Source organism: Monashia sp. HAY1-5C (assembly GCF_056755255.1).
Map to the genome: position 1 here is coordinate 1 of NZ_JBPGXG010000112.1, position 15598 is coordinate 15598.

The 15598-nt window shown below is 71.6% G+C and carries 13 protein-coding genes; 3 read left to right on the forward strand and 10 right to left on the reverse strand.

What is annotated here, in order from left to right; genetic code table 11:
- Both gatA and gatC read right to left on the reverse strand, forming a co-directional pair.
- The coding region (gene gatA / locus ACR9ZK_RS15915; RefSeq protein WP_481342941.1) for an Asp-tRNA(Asn)/Glu-tRNA(Gln) amidotransferase subunit GatA at positions 1-1494 on the reverse strand (1494 nt) is incomplete at its 3' end.
- A 111-nt stretch (positions 1495-1605) separates the two neighbouring features.
- Complete coding sequence (gatC, locus tag ACR9ZK_RS15920) at positions 1606-1902, reverse strand: Asp-tRNA(Asn)/Glu-tRNA(Gln) amidotransferase subunit GatC (RefSeq protein WP_481342929.1); 297 nt, start codon at positions 1900-1902, stop codon at positions 1606-1608.
- Between the two features lie 189 nt (positions 1903-2091).
- Here gatC and ACR9ZK_RS15925 point away from each other — a divergent pair, with 189 nt between their 5' ends.
- Positions 2092-2610, forward strand: coding sequence for a hypothetical protein (locus ACR9ZK_RS15925; protein ID WP_481342930.1), 519 nt, complete (start codon positions 2092-2094; stop codon positions 2608-2610).
- A 27-nt stretch (positions 2611-2637) separates the two neighbouring features.
- Here ACR9ZK_RS15925 and ACR9ZK_RS15930 read toward each other — a convergent pair whose 3' ends face one another.
- From ACR9ZK_RS15930 to ligA, 7 genes are all read right to left on the reverse strand, one after another.
- Positions 2638-3657 (reverse strand): branched-chain amino acid ABC transporter permease, encoded by a 1020-nt coding sequence (locus ACR9ZK_RS15930; protein ID WP_481342931.1) that lies wholly within the window; start codon positions 3655-3657, stop codon positions 2638-2640.
- Entirely contained in the window at positions 3654-4523 is an 870-nt protein-coding gene (locus ACR9ZK_RS15935; protein WP_481342932.1) for a branched-chain amino acid ABC transporter permease, read from the reverse strand. Before ACR9ZK_RS15935 ends, ACR9ZK_RS15930 begins: the two co-directional genes overlap by 4 nt.
- A 13-nt stretch (positions 4524-4536) precedes the next feature.
- Entirely contained in the window at positions 4537-5778 is a 1242-nt protein-coding gene (locus ACR9ZK_RS15940) for an ABC transporter substrate-binding protein (RefSeq protein ID WP_481342933.1), read from the reverse strand.
- Between the two features lie 119 nt (positions 5779-5897).
- Positions 5898-6668: an ABC transporter ATP-binding protein gene (locus ACR9ZK_RS15945; protein WP_481342934.1), complete on the reverse strand. Its 771-nt coding sequence runs from the start codon at positions 6666-6668 to the stop codon at positions 5898-5900.
- Positions 6661-7416: an ABC transporter ATP-binding protein gene (locus ACR9ZK_RS15950; protein ID WP_481342935.1), complete on the reverse strand. Its 756-nt coding sequence runs from the start codon at positions 7414-7416 to the stop codon at positions 6661-6663. Before ACR9ZK_RS15950 ends, ACR9ZK_RS15945 begins: the two co-directional genes overlap by 8 nt.
- A 261-nt stretch (positions 7417-7677) precedes the next feature.
- Positions 7678-9024: an HNH endonuclease gene (locus ACR9ZK_RS15955; protein ID WP_481342936.1), complete on the reverse strand. Its 1347-nt coding sequence runs from the start codon at positions 9022-9024 to the stop codon at positions 7678-7680.
- Between the two features lie 174 nt (positions 9025-9198).
- Positions 9199-11406, reverse strand: a complete 2208-nt coding sequence (gene ligA, locus ACR9ZK_RS15960) for an NAD-dependent DNA ligase LigA (protein ID WP_481342937.1) — start codon at positions 11404-11406, stop codon at positions 9199-9201.
- A 153-nt stretch (positions 11407-11559) separates the two neighbouring features.
- Here ligA and ACR9ZK_RS15965 point away from each other — a divergent pair, with 153 nt between their 5' ends.
- Together ACR9ZK_RS15965 and ACR9ZK_RS15970 are read left to right on the forward strand one after the other, a co-directional pair.
- Positions 11560-13059 carry a long-chain-fatty-acid--CoA ligase gene (locus ACR9ZK_RS15965; protein WP_481342938.1) on the forward strand — a complete coding sequence of 500 codons (1500 nt, stop codon included), beginning with the start codon at positions 11560-11562 and terminating at the stop codon, positions 13057-13059.
- Between the two features lie 189 nt (positions 13060-13248).
- The gene (locus ACR9ZK_RS15970; protein ID WP_481342939.1) at positions 13249-14481 is read left to right on the forward strand and encodes a L,D-transpeptidase; all 1233 of its coding nucleotides are present in this window, start codon (positions 13249-13251) and stop codon (positions 14479-14481) included.
- A gap of 17 nt (positions 14482-14498) precedes the next feature.
- On the opposite strand, the gene ACR9ZK_RS15975 is transcribed toward ACR9ZK_RS15970, so the two are convergent.
- Positions 14499-15491: a uroporphyrinogen decarboxylase/cobalamine-independent methonine synthase family protein gene (locus tag ACR9ZK_RS15975; RefSeq protein ID WP_481342940.1), complete on the reverse strand. Its 993-nt coding sequence runs from the start codon at positions 15489-15491 to the stop codon at positions 14499-14501.
- Positions 15492-15598: the final 107 nt, after the last annotated feature.

The window sequence follows — 15598 nt, forward strand, 5'->3', positions numbered from 1 at the left end:
GGGCGCGCGGTCGAGGATGGGGCCACCCCAACGGTCGACGAGCGCCGCCTCGAGGGCCGCGCCCACGGTGTAGAGGCGCTCGTCCCGCATCGCGGGCGCGAGCACCTGGATGCCGACCGGCAGACCGTCCTCGTCGGCCAGGCCCGCGGGCACGGACATGCCGGGCACACCGGCCAGGTTGGCCGGGATCGTCGCGATGTCGTTGAGGTACATGGCCATCGGGTCCTCGAGCTTGTCGCCGAGACGGAACGCCGTCGTCGGCGCTGTGGGGCTGACGAGGACGTCGACGGTCTCGAACGCGCGAGAGAAGTCCTGCGCGATGAGGGCGCGGACCTTCTGCGCCGAGCCGTAGTAGGCGTCGTAGTAGCCCGAGCTCAGCGCGTAGGTGCCGAGGATGATCCGGCGCTTGACCTCGGGGCCGAAGCCCGCGTCGCGCGTCGCGGCCATGACCTGCTCGGCGCTCGGGTCGGCGACGCCGTCGGGGGCGACGCGCAGGCCGTAGCGCATGGCGTCGAACTTGGCCAGGTTCGAGCTCGCCTCGCTGGGGAGGATGAGGTAGTAGGCGGCGAGCGCGTAGTCGAAGTTCGGGCAGCTGACCTCCACGACCTCGGCGCCGAGCTCCTCGAGGAGCCGGACCGACTCGTCGAAGCGGGCGCGGACGCCCGGCTGGTAGCCCTCCCCGCCGAGCTCCTTGACGACGCCGACGCGCAGGCCCGTGACGTCGGCGCGCCGGGCTGCCTCGACGACGGGCGGCACGGGGGCGTCGATGGACGTGGAGTCCATCGGGTCGTGGCCGCCCATCACGGCGTGCAGCAGCGCGGTGTCGAGGACGGTGCGGCCGCACGGGCCGGCCTGGTCGAGCGAGCTCGCGAGGGCCACGAGGCCGTAGCGCGAGACGCCGCCGTAGGTCGGCTTCGTGCCGACGGTCGCCGTCACCGCGGCCGGCTGGCGGATCGAGCCGCCGGTGTCGGTGCCCGTGGCGAGGGGCGCCTGGAACGAGGCCAGGACCGAGCTGGAGCCACCACCGGAGCCGCCGGGGATGCGGTCGAGGTCCCACGGGTTGCGCGAGGGGCCGTAGGCCGAGTGCTCCGTCGAGGAGCCCATGGCGAACTCGTCCATGTTGGTCTTGCCGAGGATCGGCAGGCCGGCCCCGCGCAGCTTCGTCACCACCGTGGCGTCGTACGGCGGCACCCAGCCCTCGAGGATCCTGCTGCCGCACGTCGTCGGCAGGCCCTTGGTCGTCATGACGTCCTTGACGGCGATCGGCACACCCGCGAGCGCGCCGAGGCTCTCGCCGGCCAGGCGTCGGGCGTCGACGGCACGCGCCTGGTCGAGGGCGCCGTCGGCGTCGACGTGCAGGTAGGAGTGCACCTGCCCGTCGACGGCCGCGATGCGGTCGAGGTGAGCCCGGGTGACCTCCTCGGAGGAGATCGTCGAGGCCGCGAGGGCCTGCGCCAGCGCGGACGCGGTGGCGCGGGTCAGGTCGGATGGCAGGTCGGTCACGTCAGTGCCTTCGTCGTCGCTGCGGGTGGAGTGGTCGGGGGGCTCGGGCCGGGCGCGGGTGCCCGTCGGGCGGACTGGCCGGCGGGCCGCGCCGGGGAGGGGTCAGTCCTCGTCGAGGATCCGCGGCACGGAGAAGCGCTGCTGCTCGGCCTCCGGCGCGCCGGAGAGGGCCTCCTGCGGCGTCAGGCTCGGCCGGACGACGTCGGGACGCGTGACGTTCGTCAGCGGCATCGGGTGCGACATCGGGGCGACGCCCTCGGTCGGGGCCTGCTGGACCTTGGCCACGGAGTCGAGGATCACCGAGAGCTCGCCGACCATGCGGTCGAGCTCCGCCTCGGACAGCTCGATCCGGGCGAGGCCGGCGAGGTGGGCTACGTCGTCGCGGGACAGGGAGGACATGCGGGTCAGTCTATGGGTCGCCGGTGGTGGGCCGGGCACGCGTTCCCGGCCGCCCGGGCTGCTGCCGGGCTGATGCCGAGCAGCTGCCGGACTCCTGCGGGACTGCGGCCGGACTGCTGCCCGGGCGGCCGTGTCCTCGGGCCGTGGTGGCTCGTTGTCCCTGGCAGACCGGTACCCGAGGAGACCCCGATGACGAGTCCGACCAGCACCTCCACCCCAGACGCCGCTCCCCCCTCGGAGCCCACCCGTGTCGGGGGCGTGGCGCCCGCCGCCCCCGACGCGGTGGCTCCCCGGGCCGCCCGGAGCCGCGCGCACCTGCGTCGCCTGCGCGGGGACGGCAGCGACGGTCGGGGCGTCGTCCAGGTGCTGCGCGCGGCCGCCGGCACGGGCCGCCGCGGGTTCGACCACGCCCGCACGGGCCTCGGCTCGCTCGCGTGGACCGCCGCGCTCGTGGCGGCCGGTGTGCTGCTGCTCGGGCTCGTGCTCGTCGTCGCGGAGGCGAACACCCGCAACGCGCTCGTCGAGTGGGTGCTCAAGGCCGCCGACGTGCTGGACCTCGGCGTCTTCGGGCGAGAGACCGGCGTCAAGCACTTCACCGGCGAGGGCGCGACGGTCAAGAACGCCGTCGTCAACTGGGGCCTCGGCGCGATCGCCTGGCTCGTCGTCGGCCGCGTCGTGCGCCGGCTGCTCACCCTTGGCGCGCACTGAGCCGAGGCCCCACGGTCACGCGCCGCGTCAGCTCCGGCGGCTGCGGCGTCGGTCGAGGACGTAGGTGCGCACGAGGTTGCGCCCGGTGCCCCAGACCCCGTGGCGGAACAGCAGGACGATGACGACGAAGATCGTGCCGGTGATGAGGCCGATCCCCTCGAAGCCCGAGCTCGCGAGGTAGTCCTCGAGGACGACGACGACCGCGGCGCCGACCAGCCCACCCCAGAGCGTGCCGATGCCACCGAGGACCGTGATGAGCACGACCTTGCCCGACGTCGTCCACATCAGCTCCTGGAGCGAGGCGAACTGGTGGCTGATCGCGAAGACGCCACCGGCGAGCCCGGCCAGGCCGGCCGAGAGGACGAACGCCGTGATCTTGTAGGCCTCGACGTCGTAGCCGAGGGCGCGAGCACGGGCCGGGTTGTCGCGCACGGCGGTCAGGACGCGCCCGAAGGGCGAGTTGACGACGCGCCAGGCCAGGAGCAGCCCGACGAGGATGATCGCCGCACCGGCGTAGTAGAAGTAGAACGAGTCGGTCTCGACGGGCTCGATGCCGAAGAACCGCTTCGGGATGCCCTGCAGGCCGTTCTCTCCCCCTGTCAGGGACCGGGCCTGGTTGGCGATGAAGTACAGCATCTGGGCGAAGGCGAGCGTCACCATGGCGAAGTAGATGCCGGTGCGGCGCACCGACAGGTAGCCGATCGGCCAGGCGATGAGCATCGAGAACACCGCGCCGCCGAGCACGGCGACGGGGAAGGGCACGCCCCAGTGGACCGCGATGAGGCCGGTGCAGTACGCCGAGCCGCCCCAGAACGCGGCGTGCCCGAAGCTGAGCAGACCGGTGAACCCCAGGAGCAGGTCGACGCTGATGGCGAACAGGCCCCAGCACAGGATGTCCATCGCGACGGGCGGGTAGACCCAGTAGGGCAGCAGCACGAGGACCGCCAGGCCGGCCAGGAGCAGCAGGTACCGGACCGGGCTGCGGCGCGACAGGATCGAGGGCTGGGCCAGGTCGACGTCGACCTTGCCGGTCAGCTGGGTGCTCATGCGAACTCCTCCCGTCCGAAGAGCCCGGAGGGCCGGACGAGGACGACGACCGCCATGAGGACGAAGATGACGATCTGGGCGAACGCGGGGGCGTAGGCGACGCCGTAGGCCTCGACGAGCCCGACGAGGAACCCGCCGACGACGGCTCCGAGGATCGAGCCGAGGCCGCCGATGACGACGACGGCGAACAGGATGATGATGAAGGTGCTGCCCATCTCGGCGGTGATGGCCCGTGTCGGTGCGGCGAGCACGCCGGCGAGCCCGGCGAGGGCGATGCCGAACCCGAACACCGGGGTGACGAAGCGCCCGACGTTGATGCCGAGGGCGCGCGTCCGCTCGGCGTCCTCGGTGGCCGCCCGCACGATCATGCCGATGCGGGTGCGCGTCAGCAGCAGGCCGACGGCGCCGCAGACGACGACGCTGAACACGCAGGCGAAGATCGCGTAGGCCGAGAGGTTGACGCTGCCGATCGTGACCTGGCCGCCGAGGCCGGACGGGATCTCGTAGGGCAGGCCCGAGACGCCGTACCTCTGCTTGACGGCCTCGACGAGGATGAGGGTGAGGCCGAACGTGAGCAGGAAGTTGTAGAGCGGGTCGAGCGCGAGGAGCCAGCGCACGAGGAGCCGCTCCATGAGCACGCCGAAGAGGAACATCAGGACCGGGACGACGACGATCGCCACCCAGAACCCGACGTGCAGCTCGGCGAGCAGCACGGCGGAGATGACGGCCCCGAGCATGTAGCAGGCGCCGTGCGAGAAGTTGACGACGCCGAGGACGCCGAAGATGACCGCAAGACCGAGGGCCGACAGCGCGTAGAAGCCGCCCGCCGCGAGGCCTTGCAGGGTGTACTGGACGAATTCACTCATCGCGCAGGCTCATTCAGCCCATCTTGCAGTCGGCGTTGGCAGGGCCGTACGCCTCGGCCGCGGGGATCGTCTTGACGATGTCCTCGTAGTCCCACTCCTCGGGCGCCGAGGCCTTGACCTTCGCGAGGTACATGTCGTGGATGACGGCGTGGTCGGCCTTGCGCACCTCGCCGTTGCGGAGGAACACGTCGTCGATCCTCTTGCCCTCGAGCTTGGCGACGACGGCGTCCGCGTCGTCGGTGCCGGCCGCCTGGACCGCCTCGAGGTAGTTCAGTGCGGCCGAGTAGTTGGCGGCGTGGGCGAAGGACGGACGGGTGTTCGTCTTCTCCTTGAAGCGGTCGGCCCACTTCTTGTTCTGCTCGTCGAAGTTCCAGTACCACGCGTCGGTGAACTGCGTGCCGGCGAACTGGTCGACGCCGAGCGAGTGGATGTCGGTGATGAACATCAGGCCGACGGCCAGCTGGACCTTGCCCTTGAGGGGGCTCTGGTTGAACTGCTTGACGAAGTTGATGAGGTCGCCGCCCGCGTGCATCGACCCGATGACCTTGGGGTTGCCCTCGCCCGCCTTGGTGATGAACGTCGCGAAGTTGTCGCTCGGGAACGGCGAGGCGATCGACTGCCCGACCGTGCCGCCCGCGGCCTGGATCTCCTTGGTGAAGGACTTGTTCATGTCCTGGCCGAAGGCGTAGTCGGGGTAGACGATGTTCCACGACGTTCCGCCGGCCTTCGTGATGGTGCCGGCCGTGCCGCGTGCCAGGGCGGCGGTGTTGTAGGCCCAGTGGAACGTGTACGTGTTGCACTGGGCACCGGTCAGGGCCGTCGTGCCGGCGCCGATGTTGATGTAGAGCTTCTTCTTGTTCTTGGCCTGCGTGGCCACGGCCAGGCCGGCTGCGGAGTTCGGCACGTCGAGGATGATGTCGGCCTTCTGGCGGTCGTACATCTCCTGCGCCTTGGAGTTGGCGACGTCCGCCTTGTTCTGGTGGTCGGCCGTGACGATCTCGACGTCCTTGGCCACGGCCTTGTCACCGTACTTGGCCTTGTAGTCGTCGATGGCCAGCTGGATGGCGACCTTCGAGTTGGGGCCGGAGAGATCCTTGTAGACACCGGACTGGTCGTTGAGCAGGCCGATGACGACCTTGTCGTCGGTGAGCTTGCTCGAGCCGCCGGACTGGGGGCCGCCCTGCCCGCACGCGGCGAGCGCGAGCGAGGCCGAGGCCGCGACGGCCAGCGATGCGTGGGTCTTCCTGCTACGCATGTCCCCTCCTGGGGTGACGTCGGGTGTGTCTGGGTGTGCGTGAGTGCTTCGGGGGTGCTTCGGGGATGCTTCGGGGGCGACGCGGTGGCGGTGGCTTCGGGGCGCGCGGACGGAGTGGGTCACATCCCGAGGTGGGTGAGCAGCTCGCTCTCCCGGGCGCGGAACTCGTCGTTGTCGAGGTGCTCGACGACCTCGCCCTGCGCGAGCAGGTAGTGCCGGTCCGCGACGGTGGAGGCGAAGGTGACGTTCTGCTCGACGAGGAGGACGCCGACGCCCTGGCCCTTGATCTCGCGGATGATCTCTCCGATGCGGTGGACGATGACCGGCGCCAGGCCCTCGCTCGGCTCGTCGAGCAGCAGCAGGCGCGACCCCATCCGCAGCACCCGGGCCATGGCGAGCATCTGCTGCTCGCCACCGGAGAGCCTCGTGCCGGGGAAGTCGCGACGCTCGTGCAGGACGGGAAAGAGCTCGTAGACCTTCTCGAGGGACCACGCGTCGGGATGGACGACCGGAGGCAGGAGGAGGTTCTCGGCCACCGTGAGACCGGCGTAGATGCCGCGGTCGTCGGGCACCCAGCCGAGGCCCGCCCTGGCCCTGACGTCGGCCGGGCGCTTCGTCAGGTCGGCGCCGTCGAAGGTGACGGTCCCTTCGACGTGCCGGTGCAGGCCCATCACCGAGCGGAGCAGGGTCGTCTTGCCGGCCCCGTTGCGCCCGACGAGCGTGACGACCTCTCCCGCGCCGACGCCGACGGAGACCTCGCGCAGGACCCGGGCCTCGCCGTACCACGCCGAGAGGCCGGCGACGTCGAGCACGTGCCCCGCGGACGCCTCCGGGCCGGTCCGGTCCGGGGCGGCGGGCGTGGGCGCGGCGGCCGTGACGGGCTCACTCATGGGTTGCTCCGAGATACGCGGAGACGACGCGCTCGTCGGCACGGACCTCTTCGTAGGGGCCCTCGGCGAGCACCTGACCGGACTGGAGGACCGTGACGCGGTCGGCGAGGGACCCGACGACGTGCATGTTGTGGTCGACGAAGACAACCGTGCGCCCGACGGCCAGCGACTTGACGAGCGCGATGGTGCGGTCGACGTCCTCGATCCCCATGCCGGCGGTCGGCTCGTCGAGGAGGAGCAGCTTCGGGTCGAGCGCGAGTGCGATCGCCAGCTCGAGCGCGCGCTTCTGTCCGTAGGCGAGCGAGGCGGCCGGGGCGCCCGCGAGGTCGGCGAGTCCGACCTGCGCGAGCAGCTCGGTGGCGCGGTCCTTGAAGACGGCCAGGCGCCTGACCGAGCGCCACCACTGCCGCCCCATCCCGGTGGGGCCGGCGAGGGCGAGCTCGAGGTGCTCGCGCAGGGTCATCTGCTCGAAGAGGCTCGTGATCTGGAAGGACCGGGCGATGCCGAGCGGAGCGATCTGCTCGGGGGCCTTGCCGGTGACGTCCAGGCCGTCGAAGAGGACGGTGCCCGAGGTCGGGGTGAGGAACCCGGTGAGGAGGTTGAACAGCGTCGTCTTGCCCGCGCCGTTGGGCCCGACGAGCGCATGGACCGTGCCGCGCTCGACGGACAGGTCCACGCGGGACACCGCCGTGAACCCCCGGAACTCCTTGGTCAGGGCCCTGGTCTCGAGCAACGGGGTACCCGTCAAGACCTGCACCTCCTCGTGCGTCGCGCTGCGGTGGCCGGCGTCGTGCCGATGGCCGACCGCCTCCCTCTGCCTGAACGGCTGCTGACGGCAACCGGGGAGACTTCCCGAAAGCCTAGGAGGACCGTGGTGCGAAAGGACGGTGGGTACCCACACACCTGCCCCGGTTCTGTGGTGCGGGCCCACATGAGAACGCGCCTGAGCCACGCCCGAGCGTCACCCCCCGCCGGGCACCCACCCCACCCGCCTCCGGTCCTCGTCGGCTCAGGCGGCGTCGAGGAGGAGCACCTCGAGGTGACGCTCGAGGGCGCTGCGCAGATCGGGCACGTGACCCGGGACGAGCGGGGGTGCAAGGGACTCGTACGAGTGCCCGGTCGGCGTGGTGGTGAGGACCCGGTGGGGCCCGGCCCGCTGCCCCGAGACCGCACCGGCCGCGGCGCTCCAGCCCGGCAGCTGCTTGGTGTGGTTGCACCGCACGCAGAGTCCCTGGCCGTTGGCGGCACTGGTCGGGCCGCCCGACGCATGGTCCTCGACGTGGTCGAGGTGACGAACGGGGGCGTCGCACCACGGTGTCCGGCAGACGCCGCCGTCGCGGGCGAGGAGGAAGCGGCGAAGGCCACCGTCGAAGGTGCGGCGGGCGGAGTCCATGGCGACGAGCTCGGACGCGGTCGGGTCGGTGTAGAGGCGACGCACCCAGGCACGGGAGCGCGCCGCGTCGCCGTCGGCCCGATCGTCGAGCCCCGGCATCTCGAGGAGGCGACGGGCCCACGTGGCGGGCACGGAGCCGTACCCGGCGAGCTGCGCCGGCACGTCGTCACCGGCGAAAAGGGCGCGGTCCGTCATGACGAGCTGCACCTCGACCGCTACGTCAGCGGCTCGCCGCTGCCCGGTCAGCCGGACCACGAGCTCGTCGGCCATCACCTGGCCCTTGCCCCGTTCGTCACCGGCCGCCCGGGCCGTGTCGGCGGCTGTCGTCAGGGCCGCGTGCGTCGCCACCGCCTGGGCGACCGGCAGCAAGGCGGTGAGGTAGGCCATCGTGTCGGGCGCGGGGCGGATGGTGACGCGTCGTTCGGACGCTGCCTTCGCGCTGCGGGCCAGCACCGCGGTGGGATCGGTCCGGTAGGCAGCGGCGCGCACGAGACGCATGAGCTCACGGTCACCGAGAGACCCCAGCCGATCACCGAGCCGGCCCACGACCTCGGCGTCGACGTGCCGACGCTGGACCTCGTCGAGGCCGTCGGTCTCGCGGGCGACGATCGAGGCCCGCCACTCGGTGAGCTCGCCCCGCTCCAACGCCGCGAAGGTCTCCGGCATCTCCCGGCGCAGCCGCAGGGCGAGGCGCACGTGCTGGCTCCCACGGGCCGGCAACTCACGGCGCGCCAGCGCCACCTGACCGGCCACGCTGCGCAAGGAGTCACGACGCACACCACGGCGTGCCCGGGCATCCCGTCGCGACACTGCCCCGTCGCTTCCCCCTGGCTCCTCTGCGACCGACGCCAGGCGGGCTTCGTCACGCGCAGTGCGCCATCCTTCGAAATCCCCCGTCGCAGAGCACTCCTCGGCCCGCTCGCGCCACCGCTGGGCCACGTCGGCCTGCGACTCCACGAACACCGAAGCGCGCCATCGAACATGTGTTCGATTCTACGTCAGCGGGGCCTTGCGGACAAGAGCTATGCACATCCGAACGTCGTTGAGCGACAAGTCGATTGCGCCGTCCATGGCCCCAGCTCACCCGAGCAACCCGCCTTCGAGAACCGTGCCGTGGGCAGCGAGGCCGAGGCCTGGTCAGTCGGGCGAGCCCGTCTCGAGGAGCCGTCGGAAACCGTCCTCGTCGAGGACCGGTAGGCCGAGCTCCTCGGCCTTGGCGGCCTTCGACCCGGCGTTGGCGCCGACGACGACGAAGTCGGTCTTCTTCGAGACCGAGCCGGCCGCCTTGCCGCCGCGGCTGATGATCGCCTCCTTGGTCTCATCCCGGGAGAACCCCTCGAGCGAGCCGGTGACGACGACCGTCTTGCCCTCGAGCGTCCGCGGGGCCGAGGCGTCCACCTCGTCCCGCATGCGCACCCCTGCTGCGGCCCAGCGCTCGACGATCTCGCGGTGCCAGTCCACCGCGAACCAGTCGATGACGGCGTCCGCGATGACACCGCCGACGCCCTCGACCTCGGCCAGCTCCTCGCGCGCAGCCGCGCGGATGGCGTCCATCGACCGGAAGTGCGAGGCGAGCGCGCGGGCGGCGGTGGGTCCGACGTGGCGGATGGACAGCGCGACGAGCACCCGCCACAGCGGCTGCGTCTTGGCCTTCTCGAGCTCGGCGAAGAGCACCTCGGTGTTGGCGCGCGGTTTCGACGGCACCTTCGCGGTGGGCTTGGTGAAGAAGTACAGCTCCTTCTGCCACGGCCCGGGCACGCCCTTGACCTTGCGCCGTCGCCAGACGGTGACGTCGCGCAGGTCCTCGGGCCTCAGGTCGAACAGGCCCGCCTCGCCGGGCAGCACCGGCTCGGAGCGCGGGACGCCCTCGGCGTCGGCCTCGTCGGGCCGGTCGAACTCGGGGTCGGTCAGCGCGATCGAGGCCTCCCAGCCGAGGGCCTCGATGTCGAGGCCGCCACGCGAGGCCAGACCGAAGACCCGCTCGCGCAGCTGGCTCGGGCAGGCGCGGGAGTTGGGGCAGCGGATGTCCTTGTCCCCCTCCTTCTCGGGCGCGAGCACGGTGCCGCAGGAAGGGCAGTGCGTCGGCATGACGAACTCGCGCTCGGACCCGTCGCGCAGGTCGACGACGGGTCCGACGATCTCGGGGATGACGTCGCCGGCCTTGCGCAGCACGACGGTGTCTCCGATGAGGACACCCTTGCGCCTGACCTCGTGCATGTTGTGGAGGGTCGCCTGCTCGACGGTGGAGCCCGCCACGACGACCGGCTCCATGACGCCGTAGGGAGTCACCCGGCCCGTGCGCCCGACGTTGACGCGGATGTCGAGCAGCTTGGTGTTGACCTCCTCCGGCGGGTACTTGAAGGCGATGGCCCACCGTGGTGCCCGCGAGGTGGACCCCAGCTGGCGCTGGAGGGGGACCTCGTCGACCTTGACGACGATGCCGTCGATCTCGTGGAGGCCGTCGTGGCGGTGCTCGCCGTGGTAGGTGACGAACTCCTCCACGGCGTCGACGTCGGGCAGCACCCGCACCTGGTCGGACGTCGGCAGGCCCCACGAGCGCATGCGCTCGTAGGCCTCGCTCTGCCGGGACACGTCGAACCCCCGGCGTGCCCCGATGCCGTGGACGAGCATCCGCAGTGGCCGCGAGGCGGTGACCTTGGGGTCCTTCTGCCGCAGCGAGCCGGCGGCGGCGTTGCGCGGGTTGGCGAACGGCGCCTTGCCCGCCTCGACGAGGGCCGCGTTGAGGTCGGCGAAGGCGAGGACCGGGAAGAACACCTCGCCGCGCACCTCGACGAGGTCGGGGACGGCGTCGCCCGAGAGTCGCTCGGGGATCGTGGCGATGGTGCGTACGTTGTTCGTGACGTCCTCGCCGGTGCGCCCGTCGCCGCGGGTCAGCGCCCGGGTCAGCCGTCCGCCCTCGTAGAGCAGGTTGACGGCCAGCCCGTCGATCTTGAGCTCGGTGAGGAAGTGGGCGCCGGTGCCGACCTCCCGCTCGACGCGCTCGGCCCAGACCCGCAGCTCCTCGAAGGAGAACGCGTTGTCCAGGCTGAGCATCCGCTCGAGGTGGTCGACGGTCTCGAACCCCGTGGCGAACGCGGCACCGCCGACGTTCTGGGTCGGGCTCTCGGGCGTCCGCAGCGACGGGTACTCGTCCTCGATCGCGTTGAGGCGCCGCATGATCGAGTCGTACTCGCCGTCGCTGATCGTCGGCGCGTCCTTGACGTGGTAGGCGAACTGGGCGGCGGACGCCTCCTCGGCGAGCTCGGTCCACTCCTGGTGGATCGTGGTGGGGACGTCGTCGGTGACCGGCGTCGAGCCGGCGGTCTTTCCGGTGGTGTCGCTCACCCGCCCATCCTGCCAGCCGGGTGCGACACGCCAGGGGTCACGGCACGCCAGGGGGCTGCGCACGAGACGACGCCCACAGCCCAGCCGAAGCCCTGTTCAGCGACGGACCGGCGGGTAACAATGGCGGCACGCCTGCGCTGCAAAGGAGCACCGATGACCAACCTCGCCGCCGCCCTCGTCGCCACCGCCGGTCGGCTTCCCGACAAGACGGGGATCAAGCTCGACCAGCTCGAGGTGACATGGTCGGCGCTGCTCGCGGCAGCCGGTCAGGTGGCCGGGCAGCTGCGTGCCGCAGGGCTCGAACCCGGCGACCGCGTCAGCCTCATCCTGCCGAACGTGCCGGCCTACCCCGTCGCGTTCTACGGGACCCTTCTCGCCGGCGGCGTCGTCGTGCCGATGAACCCGCTCCTCAAGGCCGGCGAGATCCAGTACTACTACGAGGACAGCGGTGCCGGGCTCAGCCTCGTCTGGCCCGACTTCGCCGAGGAGGCGGGCAAGGCGGCCGCCGAGACCGGCACCCGCGTCGTCCTGTGCGGTCCGATGGGCCCGGCCGAGGGCCAGCTGGACGCAGCGCCGCCGCTGACCGACCCGGTGGACCGCGCCGACGACGACACGGCGGTGATCCTCTACACCAGCGGCACGACGGGCAAGCCGAAGGGCGCCGAGCTGACCCACTTCAACCTGCACCGCAACGCCGAGGTGTCCGCGAGCGACGTCATGCAGATGACCGAGGACGACGTCATCATGGGCTGCCTGCCCCTGTTCCACGTGTTCGGGCTGACGTGCGGGCTCAACACCGCGGTCCAGCGCGGCTGCACCCTGACCCTCATCCCCCGGTTCGACCCGGCCAAGGCGATCGAGGTCATCGGCCGTGACCGCGTGACGATCTTCCAGGGCGTGCCCACGATGTACGCCGCGATCCTCAACCACCCCGACGCCGACCGTGCGGACACCTCGAGCCTGCGCACCTGCGTGTCCGGCGGGTCCGCCATGCCTGCCGAGGTGATGCGCAGCTTCGAGAAGAGGTTCGGCTGCCGGATCCTCGAGGGCTACGGGCTGTCGGAGACCTCCCCGGTCGCCTCGTTCAACATGCCCGACAAGCCGACGAAGCCCGGCACCATCGGCCGCGCCATCCCCGGGTGCGAGATGAAGCTCGTCGACATCGAGGGCAACGACACGCCGGCAGGCGAGATCGGCGAGATCGCGATCCGGGGCGAGAACATCATGAAGGGCTACTGGAACCGGCCCGACGCGACGGCCGAGGCGATCCCCGACGGCTGGTTCCGCTCCGGTGACCTCGCGACCGTCGACGACGAGGGCTACTTCACGATCGTCGACCGCAAGAAGGACCTCATCATCCGCGGTGGCCTCAACGTCTACCCGCGCGAGGTCGAGGAGGTGCTGTACACGCACCCCGACGTGCTCGAGGCGGCCGTCGTCGGCGTACCGGACGACCTCATGGGCGAGGAGGTCGGAGCCGCCGTCGTGCTGCGTCCCGGGTCGACGGCGACGCTCGACGACGTGCAGGCGTACGTCAAGGAGCGGCTCGCGGCATACAAGTACCCGCGCCGGCTGTGGCTGCTGCCCGAGCTGCCGAAGGGGCCGACGGGCAAGATCCTCCGGCGCGAGGTGCGTCCGCAGACCCCCGCCTGAGCGGTCCTGCCGCGGACCGCCGCGTCGCAGGAGCGGCCCTCCCGAGCCGTTCGCGACACGCGGGCGCTGGACTCGCCACACGTTTTGGAGTATCGCCCCGTTTCGGCGACACTGGTCGCGGGTCACTATCGACGTGCCGTCCCCGTTCCGCCCCGGGGACGCCGGCACCGTCTCAAGGGGTACACACGCGTGAAGTCGAACGTCCGTTCCGCCGTCGTCTCGGGCCTGGCGGTCCTCGCCATGCTCGGCGTCACCGCCTGCAACGCCTCGGCCACGGCGGACAACACCAACCCGGCTGCCTCCGGAACCTCCGCCCCGGGCCGGACGAGCGACGCCGCGCCCAGCCCGACCACCGAGGCCGTCGTCTTCACGACCACACCTGACGACGACGCCACCGACGTCGCCGTCGACACCCGCGTCAAGGCTTCCGCCCAGAAGGGCACGCTGACCGGGGCGACCCTGTCGTACAAGAGCAAGAAGGGCAACCGCATCCCCGTCGACGGCACCCTGTCGGGTGGTACGTGGACCGCGGGCGACCTGCTCGAGCCCGGCGTCAAGTACACGCTCAAGCTCGAGGCCAAGGACGCCGACGGCCAGACGACCGAGGTCACCCGCACGTTCCGCACGGCCGACCTCTCCCTGGACGACCAGGTCTACGTCGCGGTCTCCCCCCGTGACGGCGGCACGGTTGGCATCGGCATGCCCGTCGTCGTCCGCTTCGACCTGCCCGTCACCGACAAGGCCAGCTTCGAGAAGCACATGAAGGTCACGACGCAGCCGGCGCAGTCCGGCTCGTGGTACTGGCTCAGCTCGACCGAGGTGCACTGGCGGCCGAAGACGTACTGGAAGCCCGGTACGAAGGTCCATGTCGAGGCCGACCTCAACGGTGTCCCCGCGGGCAACGACCGCTTCGGCCAGATGTCGCGCACGTCCGACTTCACCATCGGTCGCGCCCTCGTGGCCAAGGTCAACCTCAAGACCGACCAGATGGACGTCTACATCAACGGCCGGTGGACCAAGCGGATCCCCGTCACCGGCGGCCGCCCCGGCTTCACGACGCGGTCGGGTGTCAAGGTCATCATGGACAAGCAGACCAACATCACGATGCGCGCCGAGACCATCGGCCTGAAGAAGGACGACCCCAACTACTACGCCGACACCCCCGTCAAGTACGCGATGCGCGTCACGAACTCCGGCGAGTTCCTCCACACCGCCCCGTGGTCGGTCGCCGACCAGGGCGAGCGCAACGTCAGCCACGGCTGCACCGGCATGAGCGACGCCAACGGCAAGTGGATGTACGAGCACACGATCATCGGTGACGTCGTCGAGACGACGGGGACCAACCGTGGCATGACGATGGGCAACGGCTACGCCGACTGGAACCTCAGCTGGAGCACCTGGCTCAAGGGCTCGGCCCTCTGAGGTCCTGACGCCTCCGGTCAGCCGGCGGCGCGTTCGGCCAGCTCGCGCGACGCGTCGACGGCGGCCCGCTGGATGCGGCGGGCCAGGTCCGGCGCTGCGCCGGCGAGCCCGCACGCGGGGCTGACGACGACGTCGGCCAGGTCGGCGACCGGTAGCCCGACGCGCCGCCACGCGGACTCGACACGGTCGGTGACCTCGGCGACCCGCAACCGGGAGCCGTCGGTCGGGACCGCACCCGCGTGCAGCCGCACGCCGTCCTCGACCGCGACGGCGACGCCCTCCCACCCGCGCGGGCCGAGCAGGCTCGTGTCGAGCGACAGGCTCGCGGCACCCGCGGCCCGCAGGAGGGGCAGCGGCGGGTCGACGGCGCAGCAGTGGACGACGGTGCGGCCGCCGGCCACCGCCCCTGCCGCCTCGAGGACCGTGCGCAGACCGCCCTCGGCCACCTGCGGGTCGAGCGAGGGCAGCCGGCCGAAGCCCGAGACGGTGGGCAGACGCCCGGCGAGGACGGTGGGCAGGGACGGTTCGTCGACCTGGACGACGAGCTCGGCACCGGGTACGAGTCGCCGGACCGCCTCGACGTGCACCCGCAGCCCCTCGGCGAGGGACTCCACGATGTCGCGGCAGGCCCCGTCGTCGACGACGGCCCGCTCACCGCGCGGCAGCCAGAGCGACGCCGCGAGGGTCCACGGCCCGACGACCTGCACCTTGAGGGGGCCGGTGTGGCCGTCGAAGGCCTCGGCGAGCTCGTCGAGGTCCTCGCGCAGGAACGCGGCGGTGCGCCCGGCGTCGCGGCCCGGCCGGTCGACGAGGCGCCACCCTGCCGGCTGGAGGTCGACGGGAAGCTCGACCAGCATCCCGGCGGTGCGCCCGACCATGTCCGCGCCCGGGCCCCGCGCGGGCAGCTCGGGCAGGTAGGGCAGCTGGCCGTCGAGGAGCTCTCGCACCTGAAGGAGCGCGTCGCGGACCGACGTGCCGGGCCAGGAGCCGATGCCGGAAGCGAGGGTCACCGCGCCAGCCTAGGCGGACGCGTCCGCGTCACCGCACCGGCCTGCCGACCAGCGCCGCGCGCGCCACTGCCTGTCTCTTATACACATCTGACGCTGCCGACGACGGA

Excerpts from the sequence above, each read along its gene's own strand:
- ACR9ZK_RS15930 (WP_481342931.1), bottom strand. The coding sequence starts at position 3,657 with ATGAGCACCCAGCTGACCGGCAAGGTCGACGTCGACCTGGCCCAGCCC.
- ACR9ZK_RS15945 (WP_481342934.1), bottom strand. The coding sequence starts at position 6,668 with ATGAGTGAGCCCGTCACGGCCGCCGCGCCCACGCCCGCCGCCCCGGAC.
- gatC (WP_481342929.1), bottom strand. The coding sequence starts at position 1,902 with ATGTCCTCCCTGTCCCGCGACGACGTAGCCCACCTCGCCGGCCTCGCC.
- ACR9ZK_RS15940 (WP_481342933.1), bottom strand. The coding sequence starts at position 5,778 with ATGCGTAGCAGGAAGACCCACGCATCGCTGGCCGTCGCGGCCTCGGCC.
- ACR9ZK_RS15965 (WP_481342938.1), top strand. The coding sequence starts at position 11,560 with ATGACCAACCTCGCCGCCGCCCTCGTCGCCACCGCCGGTCGGCTTCCC.
- ACR9ZK_RS15925 (WP_481342930.1), top strand. The coding sequence starts at position 2,092 with ATGACGAGTCCGACCAGCACCTCCACCCCAGACGCCGCTCCCCCCTCG.
- ACR9ZK_RS15935 (WP_481342932.1), bottom strand. The coding sequence starts at position 4,523 with ATGAGTGAATTCGTCCAGTACACCCTGCAAGGCCTCGCGGCGGGCGGC.